The 18,245-nt window shown below is 45.3% G+C and carries 22 protein-coding genes and 1 other RNA gene; 16 read left to right on the top strand and 7 right to left on the bottom strand.

Annotation, left to right across the window (positions count from 1 at the left end):
• Positions 1 to 34: 34 nt before the first annotated feature.
• Genes ACOGW3_RS00795 through ACOGW3_RS00785 form a run of 3 tightly spaced genes read right to left on the bottom strand, consistent with a single transcriptional unit; the run spans position 35 to position 2,592 of the window.
• Complete coding sequence (locus ACOGW3_RS00795) at positions 35 to 595, bottom strand: rhomboid family intramembrane serine protease (protein ID WP_419901207.1); 561 nt, start codon at positions 593 to 595, stop codon at positions 35 to 37.
• A 25-nt stretch (positions 596 to 620) separates the two neighbouring features.
• Positions 621 to 1,751, bottom strand: a complete 1,131-nt coding sequence (locus ACOGW3_RS00790; RefSeq protein WP_419901206.1) for an alanine racemase — start codon at positions 1,749 to 1,751, stop codon at positions 621 to 623.
• Positions 1,752 to 1,797: 46 nt separating this feature from the next.
• Complete coding sequence (locus ACOGW3_RS00785) at positions 1,798 to 2,592, bottom strand: thymidylate synthase (protein WP_419901205.1); 795 nt, start codon at positions 2,590 to 2,592, stop codon at positions 1,798 to 1,800.
• Positions 2,593 to 2,803: 211 nt separating this feature from the next.
• Here ACOGW3_RS00785 and ACOGW3_RS00780 point away from each other — a divergent pair, with 211 nt between their 5' ends.
• From ACOGW3_RS00780 to ACOGW3_RS00770, 3 genes are all read left to right on the top strand, one after another.
• Positions 2,804 to 3,526, top strand: a complete 723-nt coding sequence (locus tag ACOGW3_RS00780) for a DUF3592 domain-containing protein (RefSeq protein ID WP_419901204.1) — start codon at positions 2,804 to 2,806, stop codon at positions 3,524 to 3,526.
• A gap of 91 nt (positions 3,527 to 3,617) precedes the next feature.
• Positions 3,618 to 3,985, top strand: a transfer-messenger RNA (tmRNA) gene (gene ssrA / locus ACOGW3_RS00775).
• 89 nt (positions 3,986 to 4,074) lie between these two features.
• Positions 4,075 to 4,641: an SspB family protein gene (locus ACOGW3_RS00770; protein WP_419901203.1), complete on the top strand. Its 567-nt coding sequence runs from the start codon at positions 4,075 to 4,077 to the stop codon at positions 4,639 to 4,641.
• 124 nt (positions 4,642 to 4,765) lie between these two features.
• Here ACOGW3_RS00770 and ACOGW3_RS00765 read toward each other — a convergent pair whose 3' ends face one another.
• Positions 4,766 to 4,975, bottom strand: coding sequence for a hypothetical protein (locus ACOGW3_RS00765; protein ID WP_419901202.1), 210 nt, complete (start codon positions 4,973 to 4,975; stop codon positions 4,766 to 4,768).
• 64 nt (positions 4,976 to 5,039) lie between these two features.
• Between ACOGW3_RS00765 and ACOGW3_RS00760 the strand changes: the two genes are divergently transcribed.
• From ACOGW3_RS00760 to ACOGW3_RS00745, 4 genes are all read left to right on the top strand, one after another.
• A complete protein-coding gene (locus ACOGW3_RS00760) occupies positions 5,040 to 5,666 on the top strand; it encodes an alpha/beta family hydrolase (RefSeq protein ID WP_419901201.1) in 627 nt (208 codons plus the stop codon).
• Positions 5,663 to 6,016 carry a TfoX/Sxy family protein gene (locus ACOGW3_RS00755; protein ID WP_419901200.1) on the top strand — a complete coding sequence of 118 codons (354 nt, stop codon included), beginning with the start codon at positions 5,663 to 5,665 and terminating at the stop codon, positions 6,014 to 6,016. The genes ACOGW3_RS00760 and ACOGW3_RS00755 overlap by 4 nt, the downstream gene beginning before the upstream one ends.
• A gap of 143 nt (positions 6,017 to 6,159) precedes the next feature.
• Positions 6,160 to 7,566, top strand: coding sequence for a class II fumarate hydratase (fumC, locus tag ACOGW3_RS00750; RefSeq protein ID WP_419901199.1), 1,407 nt, complete (start codon positions 6,160 to 6,162; stop codon positions 7,564 to 7,566).
• A gap of 81 nt (positions 7,567 to 7,647) precedes the next feature.
• Positions 7,648 to 7,908, top strand: coding sequence for a ribbon-helix-helix domain-containing protein (locus tag ACOGW3_RS00745; protein WP_419901198.1), 261 nt, complete (start codon positions 7,648 to 7,650; stop codon positions 7,906 to 7,908).
• Between the two features lie 24 nt (positions 7,909 to 7,932).
• On the opposite strand, the gene ACOGW3_RS00740 is transcribed toward ACOGW3_RS00745, so the two are convergent.
• Both ACOGW3_RS00740 and ACOGW3_RS00735 read right to left on the bottom strand, forming a co-directional pair.
• A complete protein-coding gene (locus ACOGW3_RS00740) occupies positions 7,933 to 9,117 on the bottom strand; it encodes an AsmA-like C-terminal region-containing protein (protein ID WP_419901197.1) in 1,185 nt (394 codons plus the stop codon).
• Between the two features lie 257 nt (positions 9,118 to 9,374).
• The gene (locus tag ACOGW3_RS00735) at positions 9,375 to 9,557 is read right to left on the bottom strand and encodes a hypothetical protein (protein ID WP_419901196.1); all 183 of its coding nucleotides are present in this window, start codon (positions 9,555 to 9,557) and stop codon (positions 9,375 to 9,377) included.
• Between ACOGW3_RS00735 and ACOGW3_RS00730 the strand changes: the two genes are divergently transcribed.
• From ACOGW3_RS00730 to ACOGW3_RS00690, 9 genes are all read left to right on the top strand, one after another.
• Complete coding sequence (locus tag ACOGW3_RS00730) at positions 9,544 to 10,776, top strand: ISL3 family transposase (RefSeq protein WP_419901195.1); 1,233 nt, start codon at positions 9,544 to 9,546, stop codon at positions 10,774 to 10,776. The two genes, ACOGW3_RS00735 and ACOGW3_RS00730, sit on opposite strands and share 14 nt — an antisense overlap.
• Before the next feature lie 101 nt (positions 10,777 to 10,877).
• On the top strand, positions 10,878 to 11,441 hold the full coding sequence (locus ACOGW3_RS00725) for a recombinase family protein (RefSeq protein WP_419901194.1): 564 nt from the start codon (positions 10,878 to 10,880) through the stop codon (positions 11,439 to 11,441).
• A 10-nt stretch (positions 11,442 to 11,451) separates the two neighbouring features.
• Entirely contained in the window at positions 11,452 to 13,071 is a 1,620-nt protein-coding gene (locus tag ACOGW3_RS00720; protein WP_419901442.1) for an IS481 family transposase, read from the top strand.
• 2 nt (positions 13,072 to 13,073) lie between these two features.
• Positions 13,074 to 14,045, top strand: coding sequence for an AAA family ATPase (locus ACOGW3_RS00715; protein ID WP_419901193.1), 972 nt, complete (start codon positions 13,074 to 13,076; stop codon positions 14,043 to 14,045).
• Between the two features lie 212 nt (positions 14,046 to 14,257).
• Positions 14,258 to 14,740: a hypothetical protein gene (locus ACOGW3_RS00710; protein ID WP_419901192.1), complete on the top strand. Its 483-nt coding sequence runs from the start codon at positions 14,258 to 14,260 to the stop codon at positions 14,738 to 14,740.
• A gap of 132 nt (positions 14,741 to 14,872) precedes the next feature.
• Positions 14,873 to 15,157 (top strand): type II toxin-antitoxin system RelE/ParE family toxin, encoded by a 285-nt coding sequence (locus ACOGW3_RS00705; protein WP_419901191.1) that lies wholly within the window; start codon positions 14,873 to 14,875, stop codon positions 15,155 to 15,157.
• Between the two features lie 32 nt (positions 15,158 to 15,189).
• On the top strand, positions 15,190 to 15,510 hold the full coding sequence (locus ACOGW3_RS00700) for a HigA family addiction module antitoxin (protein WP_419901190.1): 321 nt from the start codon (positions 15,190 to 15,192) through the stop codon (positions 15,508 to 15,510).
• A 39-nt stretch (positions 15,511 to 15,549) separates the two neighbouring features.
• Positions 15,550 to 15,966, top strand: a complete 417-nt coding sequence (locus ACOGW3_RS00695) for a hypothetical protein (RefSeq protein ID WP_419901189.1) — start codon at positions 15,550 to 15,552, stop codon at positions 15,964 to 15,966.
• A gap of 9 nt (positions 15,967 to 15,975) precedes the next feature.
• Entirely contained in the window at positions 15,976 to 16,662 is a 687-nt protein-coding gene (locus ACOGW3_RS00690; RefSeq protein ID WP_419901188.1) for a hypothetical protein, read from the top strand.
• Positions 16,663 to 16,674: 12 nt separating this feature from the next.
• Here ACOGW3_RS00690 and tnpC read toward each other — a convergent pair whose 3' ends face one another.
• Entirely contained in the window at positions 16,675 to 18,228 is a 1,554-nt protein-coding gene (gene tnpC / locus ACOGW3_RS00685) for an IS66 family transposase (RefSeq protein WP_419901187.1), read from the bottom strand.
• Positions 18,229 to 18,245 lie beyond the last annotated feature (17 nt).

Below are 18,245 nucleotides of genomic sequence, written 5' to 3'. Positions count from 1 at the left end.
GGGCGCAAATATATAAGAGCCACGGCTAAATAACCTATGCAACCCGCCGTGGCTTTTCACGTTTCCAGGAGACATAAGCAACCAAACCACCGGATAAGAATCCAAAGATGTGGCCTTCAAATGAAATCCCAGCCCTTGGAATAAACAGCGAAGAGATATAGCCGCTGTACAAAACTAAAACGACGATCGCTAACAGTATTGAAGCGAAGTTCCTTTGCCACCAGGCTCGACCGAGCACATAGGCGAATAAACCATAAACCACACCGCTGGCCCCAATATGCACGTAATACCGTCCCGCCAGCCAGACCAGGCCACCACCGATTAGAGCAATTGCACCAGTAATAATCCAAAACCGCCATCTTCCTTCAAGGGCAACAAAACTTCCCATGATCAGTAAAGGAATCGTATTGGAAATTATGTGGGCATAGTCCGCATGTAAAAATGGAGAAGCGATTATCCCTGGCAGGCCATGAATACTACGCGGTAACAGCCCGTAATTATTCAAGCTTCCAGATACCGCCCAATTGAGGAAAAAGACAGCCCACATCAAGCCAACAAAAATAAGGACATCACGCACGCGCGACAGAGCAGCCATCAACAAATCCTTCCAGACATGACCACTACCAGCGGTTTACGCGATCCCACTTGGCAAGCAATTCTCCATCAGAACTGTGAACCTCGTATTGTTCATAGGCGGCCACTGTCATACAGGCGTGAATAGGGAGAATGCGGACCCGGCTTCCCACCGGAAGGTCTTCGTAAGGCAGATCTCCACTCACAGAAGCAATCAAACCGTGCTCTTGATGAACGGATTCAACGTAGAGTTCCTCAAGAACTTTCCCAGAGAGATCACAAACCAGACCATAACCAGTATGAGAGGAGAACTCACTCGCACTTGTATCTTTGGAAAGGGCCAGACCTACGGCATCAATTAAGATGCGTTTGGCCGCTTTATTGTGACCGATAACGGAAGCAAGCACAGATGCGGCAATTTCATTAGAACGACAAACTCCAATAAACATCTGATCGACATCGCCGAACATATAGACGCCGGGACGAATATCGGTCAGACCTTCGAAGCTCTTTGCAAATACAGCTGTCGGAGTTGAGCCCGCACTTACAACCGGACACGGCAACCCTTCTGCCAACAGTCTCTTTGAGGCATTTACCACGGCTAAACGTTCTTGCTCAGCAATCTCTGAGATCTCTTCAGGTGTCGTACAGTGATATGAATGACCAGCGTGGGTCATAACGCCCTCGAGACTAAGGCGTCTGGAAGCTTTAAGCGCCTTCCCGATTGCAATCAAATCATCTGATTCTGTTAATACACCACCACGTTGCCCACCACTATCGATCTCAATCAGAATTGGGAAAGTGGTTTCCAACCGCAAGGCTTCATCATCAAGAGCTGTAATAACAGACAGATTATCTGTGATCAGGCTTAGCTTGACGCCTTTATCTTGAATGCGTTGAGCCTCTGCAAGTTTGGAAGGCACAATCCCAACGGCATAAAGAATGTCTGTCACGCCACCATTTGCGAAAAAATCAGCTTCAGTAAGGGTCGACACTGTAATTCCGTCAAATCCACCTTCCGTTGCCAGATGATAGGCTTCAATCGATTTGGCTGTTTTCATGTGAGGGCGAAGCTTAATACCCGCTTCTTCCACCCTCTCCTGCATAATTTTGCGGTTAGCCTCAAGTATATCCTTATCTAATAACAGGGATGGCGTACCCAAATTTTCAAATAGCATCGATTGTTCCCTAATTATTATATTTTAAACATTTAACTTTGATTTTCTATACTGAAACTTTTCCCGCGATATGAGGATGTGCATCGTAACCAAGTATCTCAAAATCTTCGTATCGGTAATCAAAAATACTGTCCGGCTTACGATTTATGCGTAAGGTCGGAAGCGGCAAGGGCTCGCGCTTAAGTTGGATTTCGGCCTGTTCCAAATGATTGGTATAGAGATGAGTATCACCGAAGGTGTGGACGAAATCCCCCGGCTGGAGATCACACTGTTGAGCAATCATGCAGGTCAGGAGTGCATAAGAAGCGATATTGAAAGGGACGCCCAGGAAGATATCCGCGCTTCTTTGGTAGAGCTGGCAGGATAGTTTTCCATCGGCCACGTAAAACTGAAACAGGCTATGACAAGGCGGCAAAGCCATATTATCAACTTCAGCAACATTCCAGGCCGAAACAATATGGCGACGTGAATCCGGGTTATTTTTAAGTTGATCCATCAAATTCGAGATCTGATCGATTGTCCCCCCATCAGGTGTTGGCCAGGATCTCCATTGATGGCCATAAACCGGGCCAAGATCACCATTTTCATCCGCCCATTCATCCCAAATCCGCACCCCGTTTTCTTTCAAGTACTGGATATTTGTGTCACCGGACAGAAACCAAAGAAGCTCGTGAACCATTGATTTCAAGTGAAGTTTTTTCGTCGTCATCAAGGGAAAGCCATCATCGAGATGAAATCTCATTTGTCGACCAAAGACACTAATGGTGCCAGTACCCGTCCGATCCCCTTTTTCAGTGCCGTTTTCAAGAACGTCCTTCATAAGGTCGAGATACTGATGCATTAATTTTCCTTCACTTTTTAAGGGGCAGAATCCGGGATGACTTGGCCGTGATCATATCACGGGAGTAGATGTATTAATCAACCGGAGAGATTGTAATTAGGGAAGTTTTTGATAACTGTCCTTTATTCACAAGTCCTGACAATTAATATCAGTTACGTTATTTGTGTTATCTTGCTTTACAAACAGCTGTGTAGCCGTAGATGGGAGTATTATGAAGGCCCTCACCGTTATCAAGTTCACCTTTGCCGGTATCGGCTTGGTACTGCTTGTCTTTGCACTCATTTGGGCATATTTCACATCTGAATTCATCGACAGTGCGCAACATGCTACCGGAAAAGTAACCGAGCTTGTTCTTGAAAGATCATCCAGCGGTTCGTCCACGACATCAAATACGAGTTACGTCTATAGACCCAGGGTACAATTCACATCCGATAGCGGCGAAATCATTGAGTTTATTTCCTCTGTAGGCTCGAACCCTGCATCTTTTGCTGAAGGGGAAATCATAGAAGTTCTCTACGATACGGAAGTCCCTCACAATGCACAGATAAATAGCTTTTTCTCTTTGTGGTTCGGCCCTCTACTCACTGGATTTCTTGGTGTGGCCTTCAGCTTGATCGGGCGCGGGATAATCCTGTTTACCCACCTAAAAACAAAACAGAATCATTATTTAAGAATCCATGGTTCTCCCATTATAACTAAGTTTGATTCCATCATCGAAAATAGAAGAATTACCTACAACAATCGGCATCCCTTTCAAATCATCACTCAGTGGCAAAACCCAATCACGGGTAAAGTTCACATCTTTAAAAGCAATAATATCTGGTACGACCCTACCCAATACATAGAGGGCAAAGACATCACCGTGTTTATCAACAGGGACAATCCCGATAAACACCTCGTCGACCTCTCGTTCCTACCAGAGCTTGCGGATTGATCCAGATATTCTCCACAAGATCGGTCTGCAAGGGCAATTACCTTCCTAACAGGTGATGAGTGCCAAAGAAAATAGCCCATTTTGTAGATCTACCCTTGTGAAGTCCTATAGATAGTTACTATATTCAAGGTGTCGGCTTCGGCCGTCTATGGTGCTAAACGGGCTTATGAAATAAGCGTTGTGGACCCGGGGGCGGTACCCGGCGCCTCCACCATTTCCTCACACAAGCTTTTTACGTGTGAGATTTATGGGGGCGAAATAGGATCGACACGCGTAGTAAAGATTTGTTCGGTGCCCGGCATGGTTCCGCCGTTATCGGGCCGTTTTGAGTAATTGCAAATGACAATTCTCGTGGGGTTGCTCTCGCTGCTTAATTGCAGTCTGAGCACCGCTTTTAAGTCCTAGGTTTTCACAAGCTTAGGCGGGGTTCGGGAGCACCTGGCAACAGAAGCTCCCACTTTTAATGTCTGCTGACTAGGGGTATGCTGGTTAAGTAGATAAAGAATAAACAATACTCAGGACGATCAAACGTCCGGAATGACAGCGGTATGTCGGGAAATAACGAGATTTCAGAAAGCGAACTTCGCTACGACCACATGGTCGAAAAAGCCCTCTTGAACGTTGTTCGGGAATCCCTCGAATATGCGGCAGAAAATGGCTTGCCCGGTGATCACCACTTTTACATCACCTTTAAGACGGCGCAGGAAGATGTGATCATCCCAGATCACCTTAAAGCACGCTATCCTGGTGAAATGACCATCATTCTTCAATATCAGTTTTGGGATTTGGAAGTCGGTAAAGATGGCTTCAGCATTACTCTAAGCTTCTCAGATGTACCTGAACGCATGAGCATCCCCTACTCAGCAATTGTTGCCTTTGCAGACCCATCCGTCCGGTTTGGTCTTCAATTTGACATTACCAACGGGGACAGCGAAGAGTTCGAAGAAGAGCTTGAAGATCTCGAAGACCTTCTTGAAGACTTTGATGAAGAAGGTTTTGAAGGCAGCGACACCATAGCAAATGCGGATGCCAGTCCCGCGGAAAGAGCCGCCAAGAAAAAACAGGCGGAAAGTGGCGACAACATTGTTACCCTGGATACTTTCCGAAAAAAGTAGCATCGCGTCATTGGTTTTCGTAACAAGAGAACAATCAACTATTGAATTAAAGGCCCCATCAAGGGCCTTTAATTTTGTCTACTAACCAACACTGATCCGAATTAGCGAGACTTAAAAAGAAGAATTAATCCTTCTTAGTGGAGCTACGGCCCATTGTTTTGGGGTCCCATTTCACTACTTTTTTTGGCTTTTCTGGTGTTGCAAGAATAGACTCATTATTTTTGCCGACTTGATTGGCAAACTCTTCAAATCGGCGGCGCATTTCTTTGCGCTCTTCCGAATCCATGTCTTGAACAGACTTACTCGACAAATCTTTCTGGCGGATATCGCTCATGCTCTGTACCGTGGCTTTGTGCATAAATCAGTCGTAACTTATTAAAAATATACACTAAAGGCTCATGACAAGCATCAATTTTCTTCACAACGGCCCTGACAAAGGGAAAGCAACCATACTCTTTGCACACGGATCAGGTGCGGCAATGGACACGGATTTTATGAATGTAATTGCAGAAGAACTCGGCAATTTAGATTATTCCGTTCGTCGGTTTGAGTTTCCCTTTATGGCAGAGCGCAGGATGACCGGAAAAAAAAGACCTCCTGACAGAGCCCCTCTATTACTGGACTTTTGGCAGAGCGTAATCAAACAACACTCCGATCGCCCTCTCATTATCATGGGCAAATCTTTAGGGGGTCGCATGGCTTCAATGGTCGCCGATGAAACAAAGGTCACCGGTGTTGTCTGTCTTGGCTACCCCTTCCACCCTCCCGGAAAACCTGAAAAAACAAGAACAGAGCACTTAAGAGACTTAACGACCCCAACCTTAATCGTTCAAGGAGACAGAGATCCTTTTGGCAAGCCAGAAGAAGTCCAAGACTATGATCTTGCCTCCAATATAGATATCTTCTGGTCACAAGATGGCGATCACAGCCTTGTACCAAGAAAGAGATCAGGCTTTACCCAAGCCGGGAACTGGGCGATTGCAGTTCAAGAAATCGACCATTTCATACAAAAGGTAAGTTTATGAAAAAGCTCCCTAGTTGCGTGGAAGAAACCATCAACCTTTGTCTTCCCCTAGGCCACGTCAGTGTCAAACCCATGTTTGGCGGGCATGGACTATATTTTGAGGATATTATGTTTGCTCTTGAGGCCTATGGCGAAATTTATCTCAAGACAGACAAAGAGACAGAAAGCCTGTTTTCCAACGCAGGAAGCGAACCCTTTACTTACGAAGGTAAAAGTAAGCCGATCAAAATGTCATACTGGCTCGTTCCCAGTATAGGCTGGGAAGACCATGAAACCTTTTTATACTGGGCTGAACTAGCGATCACGGTATCCAAACGTGCAAAAAGAAAGAAAAAGCCCGTAAAAAAATAATTTACCGAGATGTACTGTTATCCCATGGCGCATTCTGTGTATACTGCGCCGCAACATACAAAGTTTGATCTTGATTGAAGGCATCTTCCCTGATCGACCCAGACGTACAAATCTGCTGCCAGACAATAACAAGGAAAACCAGCATGTCCGACCTAGGAAAAACCCGCGTAGAAACTGATTCCATGGGCGAAATTGAAGTCGCTGCAGATCGTTATTGGGGCGCACAAACCCAGCGATCTCTCCAGAACTTTAAAATCGGCGGGGAAAAGATGCCCCCGGCCCTTATCAAGGCTCTTGGTACTCAAAAACTAGCTGCGGCAAAAACGAATATAGAGCTCGGCGTGCTTGATGCAAAACTAGGTGAAACGATTTGTCAGGCAGCTCAGGAAGTGATCAACGGAGAGTTGACGGATCACTTTCCACTTGTTGTATGGCAGACAGGTTCTGGTACACAGAGCAATATGAACACCAATGAAGTTATCGCGGGTCGGGCAAACGAACTCCTTACTGGAGAACGCGGTGGCAAATCCCCCGTACACCCAAATGACCATTGCAACATGGGTCAATCTTCCAACGATACTTTCCCATCCGCAATGTCGATTGCAGGTGTCAGACAACTAAGTGAAGAAACCATACCCGCACTCCAGCGTCTTCATGCATCATTGGACGCCAAAGCAAAGGCATACGACAAAATCATCAAAATCGGCCGTACCCATCTTATGGACGCAACACCCCTTACCCTCGGCCAGGAATTTTCAGGATACGCCAAGCAAATCGAATACGGAATTGCCCGTATCGAAAATACTCTGCCACGTCTTGCTGAACTGGCTCAGGGCGGAACAGCCGTTGGTACTGGTTTGAATTCTGTAGAAGGTTTCGCTGAGAAATTCGCCGCACAAGTATCCTCTATTACCGGACTGCCTTTCACGACGGCTCCCAATAAATTTGAAGCTTTAGCCGCTCATGATGCGATTATTGAATCATCAGGTGCCCTGAATGTTCTCTCGGCATCCCTAATGAAAATCGCCAATGACATCCGACTTCTCGGTTCTGGTCCTCGCTGTGGATTTGGCGAGCTTTTACTCCCCGCAAATGAGCCAGGCTCTTCAATTATGCCCGGCAAGGTTAACCCTACCCAAGCAGAAGCCATGACAATGGTTTGTGCACAGGTAATGGGAAATCACACCACGATTACAGTATCAGGATCCAATGGGCACTTTGAGCTTAACGTGTTCAAACCCGTGATGATCTACAACCTTCTCCAGTCTGCCAAATTAATCGGCGACGCTTGTGATTCCTTCCGTGAGAACTGCATTGATGGCATCGAGGCCAACGAAGAGCGTATTACGAGCTTGATGCAACAATCACTTATGCTGGTAACAGCGTTGAACCCCCATATTGGGTACGACAATGCTGCGAAGGTTGCGAAAAAAGCTTATGTAGAAAACAGCACCCTAAAAGAAGCTGCTGTTGAACTCGGCCTTTTAACCGCGGAAGAGTTTGATCAAAAAGTTCGCCCAGAAAATATGGTTGGGCCTCGTAAAGCCTAACGTTATATAAGTATAGATATTTTAAGTGGGAGTGGCTCTAATGAGCTGCTCCCATTCTTTAAACGACAGCGGACGATCAGAATGCCTGAAACTATTCGTTCAGAAGAAGTAAAAAAGCGATCGGTTACGATTGCAGGGCATCGGACAAGCTTCAGCCTTGAGGAGATATTTTGGCTGGAAGTAAAAAAAATGGCCAAAAGTGAAGGGCTATCAATCAACCAGTTTATCGAGAAAATCGATGAAGCCAGGACAGGCAATCTATCGAGTACGCTCAGGGTGCTGGTTTTGAGGAATTTACAAGACCAACTTCAATCAAAAACAAATCTGCCAAAAAACAAATGAGTCTGTATCAGTAGAGACTTAGTGCTATCCGCCCAGACCTTTTAAAATTCCCTTTATTATATCTTTAGTCTTTTTCTTTTTTGACTTTTTCTCTTCAACAACAGGTTCTGTTGTTTCAGTAGAGCCCGAGCTTCCTTCAGGAACAGCTGCGGGCTGACTTTCTTCAATACCAAGTATTTGTTGCAAAGGATTACTGGTCGATTTCGACTGAAGAAACAGGCCTTTTATCCTTGGATTTGGCTTATCCAAAGGTCCTTTAAGAAGTACTGTGATATAAGGTTTTGTAGGATCTTCTCCTGATCGAAACAAATCACTCTGGCTATTAATTAACCATGCAGGAAGATCGACTTTTGCAGAAGTAAACACACTGGCATTGTGACCATCTAGTCTGAGGTCATTACTCCGTAAAACACCGTTCCCGATCACATAAGTACCATTCAAATTTGCAGGTTGGCCAGCAAAGGACTGTAACAAGGTTGTCGTCGCGTCTCCCACTCCCTGTATTCCTTGTAGTTTTGTGCCGAGAATACTTAACAAAGCGCCGCCGACGACTTCTTCCTTTTTAACCTTGGCTTTGAGAACACCTTTTATTGTACCGTTGCCTGCAAGAGACTGTACAAGCTCTGCTTCCGAGTTTCCTGACGTTTTGAGTTTACCAGATAAAGAGAGTGGACCAGAAACCCTCTTAAAGTCTGCAGCAGTCCTCAACAGCCTGTTGCTTTCTATGTTCTCAGCGGTGAAATCAATATCCAGATCAAGTTTCTCTTCTGCCTTTAACACTCCAGTTGCCGATATTGGCCCACCGTAAGCCGTCCCTTGGAACTGAGAAACAGTCAATACTCTGTCTTTTAATACCGCTTTAGCCTGTACATTCTCAACCTTGGTATTGTCTTGGATAATAGCATCAGAAATAAGGGCTATATTAGCATCAAATACAGATAACCCTGATACATCGATAGGCTTATGATCCCAGCGTCGATTAAGCCCAGCAGATGTGAAACTCCCCCCTCCACTCGCCCCGCCTGATGCTCCGCCTCTTGGGGCGGTAGGGAGTAATTTATTAAGGTTAAGCGTTCCTGTAATTAAGTTCGCTGTAATTTGAGGCTTGTCCCCATAAAGGTTAGCGAGAACATTACCCTGAACGGTCGTGCCAGCAATTTTACCGTTCAACTCCGCCAGATCTACCTGTCGAAGGTCAGTCTTGACCATAGCTGTAAGGGCCTGAAATCATCCGGGCTTGGGCTTGAAATCATCGGAAATTTGGACCCGAATTAAATGAAACTATAAATTAGTCTCGGCTCGAATTAAGTGATAATGAACCCGAATTAAATGAAACTGAGCTTGAAATCATAAAGTTCGGCCCACTTTAAGTGATACTATAATTTTTCCCAAATTTCATATTTTTTCTACCACGTTATTAGACTTGTTAATGACTTCATTTGTGCCTGGTTCTACATATTGTATGGTCAAGAAAAGGAAGGTTTTCTAGCCCTTGAGTGGTGGTCAGGCCCCTTTATTGATAATCCACAAAAATTTAGTCGGCTCTTCTCCGCTTTGTTGAGTAGAAAAAGATGCCGACCGCCAAGTAACCTGTTGATATGTATGGTTTCTGATAACTTTACATAGAGCAGGTATATGACAATCAACATCTCGCAGCATATTTTAGGCCTCAAAGGGCAACGTGTAAATGAAATTAAACTGGATGACGGCGGTGTTAAGATTGTCATTCACTGCAGCCGAGACGCGCGTAGGAGGGCTATAGACCCTGCTACAGGCCAGAAGGGAAGCATCAACCAGCATGTCCGCCGACAAGTAAACGACATCCCCCTTTTTGGGTATCCTTGTGTGGTCGAGATTGAGCTGGCGCAGGTTTATATTAACAAGGGCGAACGCCGCATTGAGGGGTGTGATTTTGTTGATAAAGGGTGCCGTTTCACTCACCGATTTTGCCGACTGATCAGTGGATTATGTCGGCATATGTCTATTCAAGCGGTTTCCAGACATTTGGATATACGATGGGAAACGGTCAAGAATATCGACAGGGCATACCTTATTGAAACTCTCCCTACGCTTGATCCTGCAGAGCTAACTGGCTTGGAATATATTGGTGTAGATGAAGTTGCCCGGGCGAAAGGTCATGACTACATGACGGTGGTCTACGATATGGTTGGCGGTCATCTGATCTGGGTTGAAGCAGGCCGAACTGCCGAGGTTTTTTCAAGGTTTTTGAAACAACTGCAACCAGATACAGCCTGCAAAATAAAGGCCGTAGCGATGGATATGGGGCCTGCCTACCAAAAGGCTGTCAGAGAGTCCTTGCCGTTGGCCGACATAGTATTTGACCGTTTCCACGTCATGAAAAACTACAGCAAAGCTATCCATAATCAGCGTCGACTTGAGTTCAGAAAGGCCGATCCAAGTGGTAAAGAGTTGATGAAAGGGACGCATTATCTGTTGCTCAAAAATGCGGATAAGTTGAGTGAAAAACAAAGTGACAAGCTGCAAAGGTTGCTGGAGAGCAATAGCAACCTGAATGCACTTTACGTCTTGAAAGAACAGCTTCAGCTGCTGTGGAGTGCCGCTTCATTTGAGGCGATGGCGGATCAACTGGAACGTTGGTGCCTGATAGCAGATCAGTCACAGATGCTCTATCTAAAAAAGTTCGCGAAATCCCTACGGAAACATTGTGTGGGCATCTGCAACTACGCCAAACACAAGCTCACAAGCGCCAGGATAGAGGCTGGTAATGTCAGTATAGGAATGATCCGTAAGCGAGCCAGAGGCATCAAGGATACCGAATACTTCAAACTCAAAATTAGACAATCATCCATTCCAGATAATCAATCTATGCTCTATTTGAAATCCTAAATCTACTCAACAAAGCGGAGAAGAGCCATTTAGTCAATGTACTAAGACTAGCAATCAATGTATAAGTAATAGCCTCTTTTACGGTTTCTCGGACAATATTGATGTTAGTTGGCTATTCGCGCGTTTCAACCGATGATCAAAATCTTGATTTACAACGGGATGCTCTTCATGCCTGTGGCTGTGAAAAATTCTTTGAAGACACCTTAAGCGGTGCCAAAGCTGATCGCCCAGGTTTAAAGGAAGCACTCAAACAACTCCGTGATGGAGATACTCTCGTTGTCTGGCGGCTTGATCGTCTTGGGCGAACTCTCAAAGACCTTATCATTCGTGCAGAAGAGCTCCGTGAACGCGGGATTGGTCTCAAAAGCTTGCAAGAATCAATTGATACCAATTCAAGCGGCGGTGAACTGGTATTTCATATGTTTGGCGCTCTTGCCCAATTTGAGCGAGCGCTGATCAGAGAACGCACGCACGCAGGTTTACAGGCAGCCCGGGCAAGAGGTCGAATGGGTGGTCGTCCAAAATTGCTGGCGACCAAGCAACGCCAACATGCCGTCAGTCTCTACAAATCCCGAGACCACACTGTCAAAGAGATATGTGAGCTAATGGGGATATCCAAACAAACGCTTTACACCTATGTCGAGGAATTTTCCGATGGGCCGTAAAGGAACCCTTCTGCCAGCGGAAACTTTATTGTCTCTACGAGCCAAGCTGGCGTCTTTGCCATTAAGATCTCCGCAGCGTCAAGAAGAGGTTACTCGAATTGCAAAGTTATTTGATGTTAGTTCTGTAACAGTTTATCGAGCGCTCAAGGCATTGAATCAACCAAAAGGACTAAGTCGATCTGATAGAGGGCATACGAGAAAAATAGATGAGGCTGACAAACTACGGTACTGCGAGATTATCGCTGCCTTAAAGATTAGGACAAGTAATAAACAGGGACGTCATATCTCGACAGGCAGGGCTATTGAAATACTGGAAAAATTTGGGGTAGAAACACCAACTGGACATATTAAGACTGAGAAAGGGCTCTTAACGAAATCAACTGTAAATCGTTGGATGAGTGAACTTGGTTATGACCATGCCAGAATGGTCCGTGCTCCTGCAGCTGTCAGGTTTGAAGCCAAACAATCCAATGAACTCTGGCAGTTCGATATTAGTTATTCTGATCTCAAACATATCAAGCAACCTGAGTGGATTAATCCCGACAAAGGACAACCAACCCTTCTACTATTCAGCGTCGTTGATGACCGGAGTGGTGTCGCCTATCAGGAATATCACTGTGTATATGGCGAAGATGCTGAGACAGCATTACTGTTTTTGTACAATGCCATGGCCCCAAAGGAAGACACGCCGTTTCAAGGCATTCCAAAAATGATCTACATGGATAATGGTCCCGTTGCAAAGAGCCTTGTTTTCCAGAACATGATGGAGCGGTTGGGCGTTGACTGGAAAACGCATCTACCGGCTGGATCTGACGGACGACGAACAACGGCCCGCTCAAAAGGCAAGGTTGAGCGTCCGTTCAGGACAGTCAAGGAAGCCCACGAAACTTTATATCATTTTCACAAGCCGGAAACCGAGGCAGAGGCCAACCTCTGGCTTGTGAATTATATCAAGAGATATAATGAAAAGGATCATCGCCGGGAACCTCACAGCAGGATTGAAGACTGGCTTTCAAATTTACCAAAAACCGGGATCCGGGAAATGTGTTCCTGGCAACGTTATTGTGTGTTTGCCAGGGAGCCGGAACACCGGAAGGTTGGGATTGATGCTCACATAACAATAAGAGGTACTTCCTATGAAGTGGACCCTGGCCTTTCAGGAGAAGAGGTTACTCTCTGGTGGGGGCTTTTTGATCATGAGCTCTATGTTGAATGGGAAGAGAAGCATTATGGTCCCTACCGACCGTCAGGAGGTCCAATACCTCTCCATCGTTACAGAAAGCACGCCCGCTCTGCCCGGGACAAACGAGCAAACACTGTCGCCTCTCTCGCTGAAAATATAACGATCCCGAGAGCTGCCCTTAGTGGATTACAGCTGGAAACCCTGCCTGCTGAGATTATCCAGTTTCCTAAAATCACATTTCAGGATCCGGATCCGTGGGGGGAGATTACGTTCTCCAATACACTTAGTGCTCGTAGAGGGATTGCGGATCAACTCGGAAAGCCACTTGCTGAATTGTCGCCAGAAGACCTCACATTCATTACAGATCTTTTAGAGAATACTTTAGACAAGAAAACGATTAAAGACCTTGTTTATAAGAGGTTTATCCGCATAGCAAAGGGAGACTAAAATTGTTAACGGCTCAGGTTATGGAACGCTTTAGTATTATCCAGGACTGGTCTCTGGCCGGATATTACGAGACATCTCGGTTAAAACAGCTACAGGATGATATTCGGGTAGCTTTACTTTCCGGGAAATTAATATCCGTCACCGGGCCAATTGGAACGGGTAAGACGACGATGATCAACAGGTTACGAAAAGAGATCAAAACAGATAAGAAAATTATCGTTGCCCGAAGCCTGTCCGTTGAAAGAAATCGTGTTACTCTCCCCTCTCTTTTAACAGCACTTTTCCTTGATGTTTCAGGTAAACTGGATTTTAAAATTCCAGGACCTGAAAATAGGGAACGAGTACTGCTGGAACTGATCTGCAAAAGAAAAAAGCCGGTTGTTCTCTTTATTGATGAAGCTCACGACCTTCATGGGAACACACTTAACGGTTTGAAACGGCTCATGGAAATTTTGAATGAAGAACCAGCCGTTTTCTCGATCGTGCTGGTTGGCCATCCCAGACTACAAAACAATCTAAAGCGTCCGACTATGGAAGAGATCGGCAATCGGACTATCAAATTTGACTTTAGTGGTATTGGAGATGAGAGGCCTCAGTTTTTGGACTGGTTACTCGAACAATGCCTCACTAAAGAGACAAAGCTCGATCAGGTTATCTCTGAAGACGCACGGGAATTTATGGCTGAACATCTGGCAACACCTCTCCAGTTCAGCGAACACCTGAACAGGTCTTTTATAAATGCTTTCAGAGTTGGTGAGCCAACGGTGACAAAAGAAATTGTTGAAGAAATAATTTCACCAGGATTTCAGGACCTTGATGCCAGGCTTGCAAGAATGGGCTACACGCCAAAGGATTTGGCAGTACAATTTGAAACGAGTCTTCCTATTATGAGGGCATTTCTCAAAAGTAAGTTGGGCCCTGAAAGAACAGACGAGCTTGCTTCTGAGATGCGCAATGCTGGCTTGCCTGTATAACTACATTTGAGGCAATAATTATAGTTTCACTTAAAGTGGGCCGAACTTTATGATTTCAAGCTCAGTTTCATTTAATTCGGGTTCATTATCACTTAATTCGAGCCGAGACTAATTTATAGTTTCATTTAATTCGGGTCCAAATTTCCGATGATTTCAAGCCCAAGCCCGGATGATTTCAGGCCCTTACAATTAGACTAAAAGGAGCACTCTAAATGACAAATGACATAAAATCTTCAGAAGCAATGATTCAACAAAATACAGTGAATGAGGACGATGGAAATCCCTTTGACGATATTTTGAAAGAACTAAATAAAATTAAGGACAGGCTACTTACCATGCGTGATGTAGAACATGCCAGTCGTGCTGCTCAGGCGGATATCATAGAGTGCGTTCATGATGGTTTATCTGGTGTTGCCAAGGAAACAAGCCGATTTCAATACGTAATAGATAAAACACTAAAAAATCATGTTTGGCGTATGGTTGGCTTGTTTGCAGGGGCATGTGTGATTGTTGCTGTTACGTTATTGGTTGTGCTTTATTTTACCAATGGTTTTGGTGGTCGGGTATTGACCTTGCAAGAGCAGTACGCGATTTCACTCTATGACAAGAATGTTGATAGAATTAAAAAGTGTCTGGTGGAAAATCCTCAGGACACAGAGAAGACCTGCAACATTGTTTTGAGATGGCAGAAATAATGGAAACCCTAACGGCTGCATTAGCAGGTTGAGTAAGTAGCTTTTAGTATTACCGGTTCTTTTTTACCTTGTATCTTATTGACGGCACTATCCTAACAGGATAGTATTTTGCAAAAACAAGGGGGAAAACGAATGATTGAAAGCTTTGGTGACAAAATAACGACGGTATTTTTTCAGAAGAAAAGCCATAAACGCATTCCTGCTGATATTGCCAAGAAAGCTCATATGAAACTCCTTGTTCTTGATGCGGTACTTGATGTTTTGGATTTACGCCAACCACCATCAAACCGATTAGAAAAGTTGAAAGGCAATCGTCGGCATCAGTATTCGATCAGAATTAATGACCAATGGCGTATTGTGTTTGAATGGAAAGACAACAACGCCCACAGAGTGCAGATTGTGGACTATCATTCTTGATAACTGTTTCCAGAGATATATGAGGACTTAACATGACCAGTCAAGCAACATACCCTGTCACGGAACCTGAGACACCTACTCATCCAGGTGAAATTCTTTCCGGTCTTTATATGGATGAGTATGCTCTCACGGCTTATAGGCTAGCCAAAGAAATTGGTGTGGGTCAATCTGGGCTTGGAAAAATTCTCAAAGGAGAAAGATCTATTACTGCCGAAATGGATTTGCGTCTTTCAGCGTACTTCTCTGTAACAAGAGGAATGTGGTTAAATTTACAAAATAAATATGATCTAAAAATCGCCGAAGCAAAAAAAGGAAGAGCGATAAAAAAGATTACACCAATAGCTGCTGAATGACTGAAAATAGCTTCCTGATATTTTTAGAGCGGATCTCTTATGGAATGTACAAAGCAGGTTAACCGAACGGTGGGTTGTCCTGCGGGGCATACTGGCAGTATCAGCCAAACTCAATTGCGCACTCTCACTGACTACAAAACAGGGACCTATGAAGCACCTGCGTGGGAGACGACAGCATACTCCTGTCGGCAAATACCAATCATTTGCAGAACACGTGAAGGCGGCGGAGAAGAAGGCCGGAAATGGTGTGGATGTAGTCAAGGTGGCCGTTTTGTTTCAAGTACATCAGGCGCCTGCGGTAGCTCAGGGGGCGGCAGTTCAAGCGGTGGTGATAACGACAATGGACGCGATCATGACGGCGATGGAAGAACCGCTCAGGACGGCGATACAAACGACCACGAAGGCCCCAGTAATGGCGATGCAGACGCCGGCCGCGATAGAAGTAATAAGTTTTAGGAGCTTAAAATGAAAAAAATATTTAACTTAGTTGCAATAGTTGGCCTGGTTATTTCAGGTACAGCCTATGCCAAACCACAAAACAGCCACAGCATCGAAGAATTTGAAAAAATTCTCTCTGGTAAGGTTTTTGTTGGTAAAACACCGCTCTGGGAAATTTCAAATGAAGCAAAAAAGCTGCCTTTCGTATCTTATCTCGCATCAGATGGAACAGAGTTCCAATGTTCGGCCAGACCAGTTTCAAAAAATTCGACAACACTCAAATACAAAACCTTTCAGGGCCACCCTAAATGGAATAAGTGGCGTCTGACCAAACAGTTTTTTGGCTCAGGTATTCTGCTAACCACCAATGGTAACGATACGCGTTCCATTCCTGTTTACGATGAGAAAAATAACATTTTGGAACGATGGTATAAGCGTAAAAAAGGATGGCGTCGTTTGGTTGTCGGTCATTTACAAGACACCTGGCCTGCGTGGGCCTTGGAGAAATGCCCTGATCTTGTTTTGCCTAAGGGCCTAAAGATCAACCACGACCAAAACACCACGAACTACGACGAAAACTACAAGGCTGTTATGGGAAAGCCTTTCCCGGAGTTGTCCCAGAATAAGCCTCAAGGGCTGACAACTCCGCTTAAAGCTGACGGCACTGAAGTAAGCTCTAATGATGTCGTCGATGATATACTGGAAGATTTGTGAGCGTGACGTTAACTACAGGTTCTTTTGCCTGATGAAAGGTGTTACGTTGTTTCTGTCGACGTTCCAGGGTAGCAAAGCTTCGAAGTCTTCGACGGTTTGAGCCTTTGGTAACTCAGTAAAAATATGTCGTAGGTAAGAATATGGCTCGATGCCGTTAGCCTTAGCCGTCTCCACTATGCCGTAGAGATTTGCACTGGCCTTTGCCCCGTTCTGGGAGTTTGAAAACAACCAATTTTTTCTTCCTATAACAAATGGTTTGATTACGCGCTCCATTTCATTGTTATCAATTGGTAGACGGCCATCATCAAGGTAGCGAATGAGCCTCGGCCACTGCTTGTCGATATAGTGCAAAGCCTTACCAAGTAACGATGTCGGCGGGGTCGTCGATATAACTTTGGTGATCCACTCTCTCAAGTCTTCAAGGATTGGTTTGGCCTTTTCCTCACGCAATCTCTGACGTTCGTGATTGCTCATGTCTTTGGCCAGTTTCTCTATACGGTATAAGCTCCTGATCGCTTTCATAGCATGGTCGGCGAGACCAGGTTTTCGCTTTTTGGATTTCTCTAGTGCCTTGATGACATCATTGAACTTGCGTCTAACGTGAGCCATGCAGCCAACCCCAACGATTGTGCTGTCGGATGTCACATTCAGATAGACCTGATACCCGTCACTGACAAGATAACCGGTGTAATCTTCCAGCAATCCCTTTGCCACGTGCTCTCCCCTGGATGGATCGTAGTGGAATAGAATGACCGGCTGATCCGGAGGCCCACCTTTTTGTCCCCACATGTAGGATTTGCTTTGAGGCTTTTTCCCTGGTTCTTTCAGCACCTGAACCCCGGTCTCATCCATAGCAATGATATCGTAGTTTAAAAGGTGATCAGTAAACAGATTGATCAGGGGCTGAACCAGATCGCCACATTTGATCACCCACCGGGAGAGTAATGTCCGGTTAAACTCAATCCCGGAGCGGTTCAGAACAGGTACCATACGGTAGAGGGGCAGGCCATCCACATACTTTCCCGTTACGATGTAAGCCAGCAACCCTGGGGATGCGATGCTTTTTGGTATGGGTTGTGGCGGCAGAGGTGCAATTGTTACGCCTTCTTCGCATGATTTACAGGAGTACTTGAAGCGCACATGCTGTAACACCTGTATTTTAGCGGGAATTATATCCAATTGTTCGGTGACTTCTTCCCCGATCCTGGACATGAGGCCGCACCCGCAGGCGCAAAGCTTTTGTTCTTCTGGGATATCGTGCTCAATCCGGACACGAGGCAAGTCTTCAGACAAAGAACGGCGCCCACCTTTTTTACGAGTGTGAGCTGGAACTGCAATTTCCCCAATGTCGTCTTCTGTCTCGGTGCCATCCTCAGCCGTTTCCTCAGCTTCATCAAACAAATGGCCCTGTTGTTCAGGGACTGACTTCTCACTGGAGGGGGCAAACTGTTGATGCCGCAACAACCTGTTTTGCTCTTCAAGAATATCAATACGCGCATGAAGCCCACGGTTTAATACCCGCAATTCTTCATTACTTTCCAGGAGGTTGGAGTGCGCTTTTGACATAGCCGGAGTATAGCAAA

Origin of the sequence: Kiloniella sp., assembly GCF_965205715.1 — a bacterium.
Classification (GTDB): domain Bacteria; phylum Pseudomonadota; class Alphaproteobacteria; order Kiloniellales; family Kiloniellaceae; genus Kiloniella.
The sequence above is the reverse complement of the archived record's forward strand: the minus strand, read 5'-3'. Positions and strand labels throughout refer to the sequence as shown.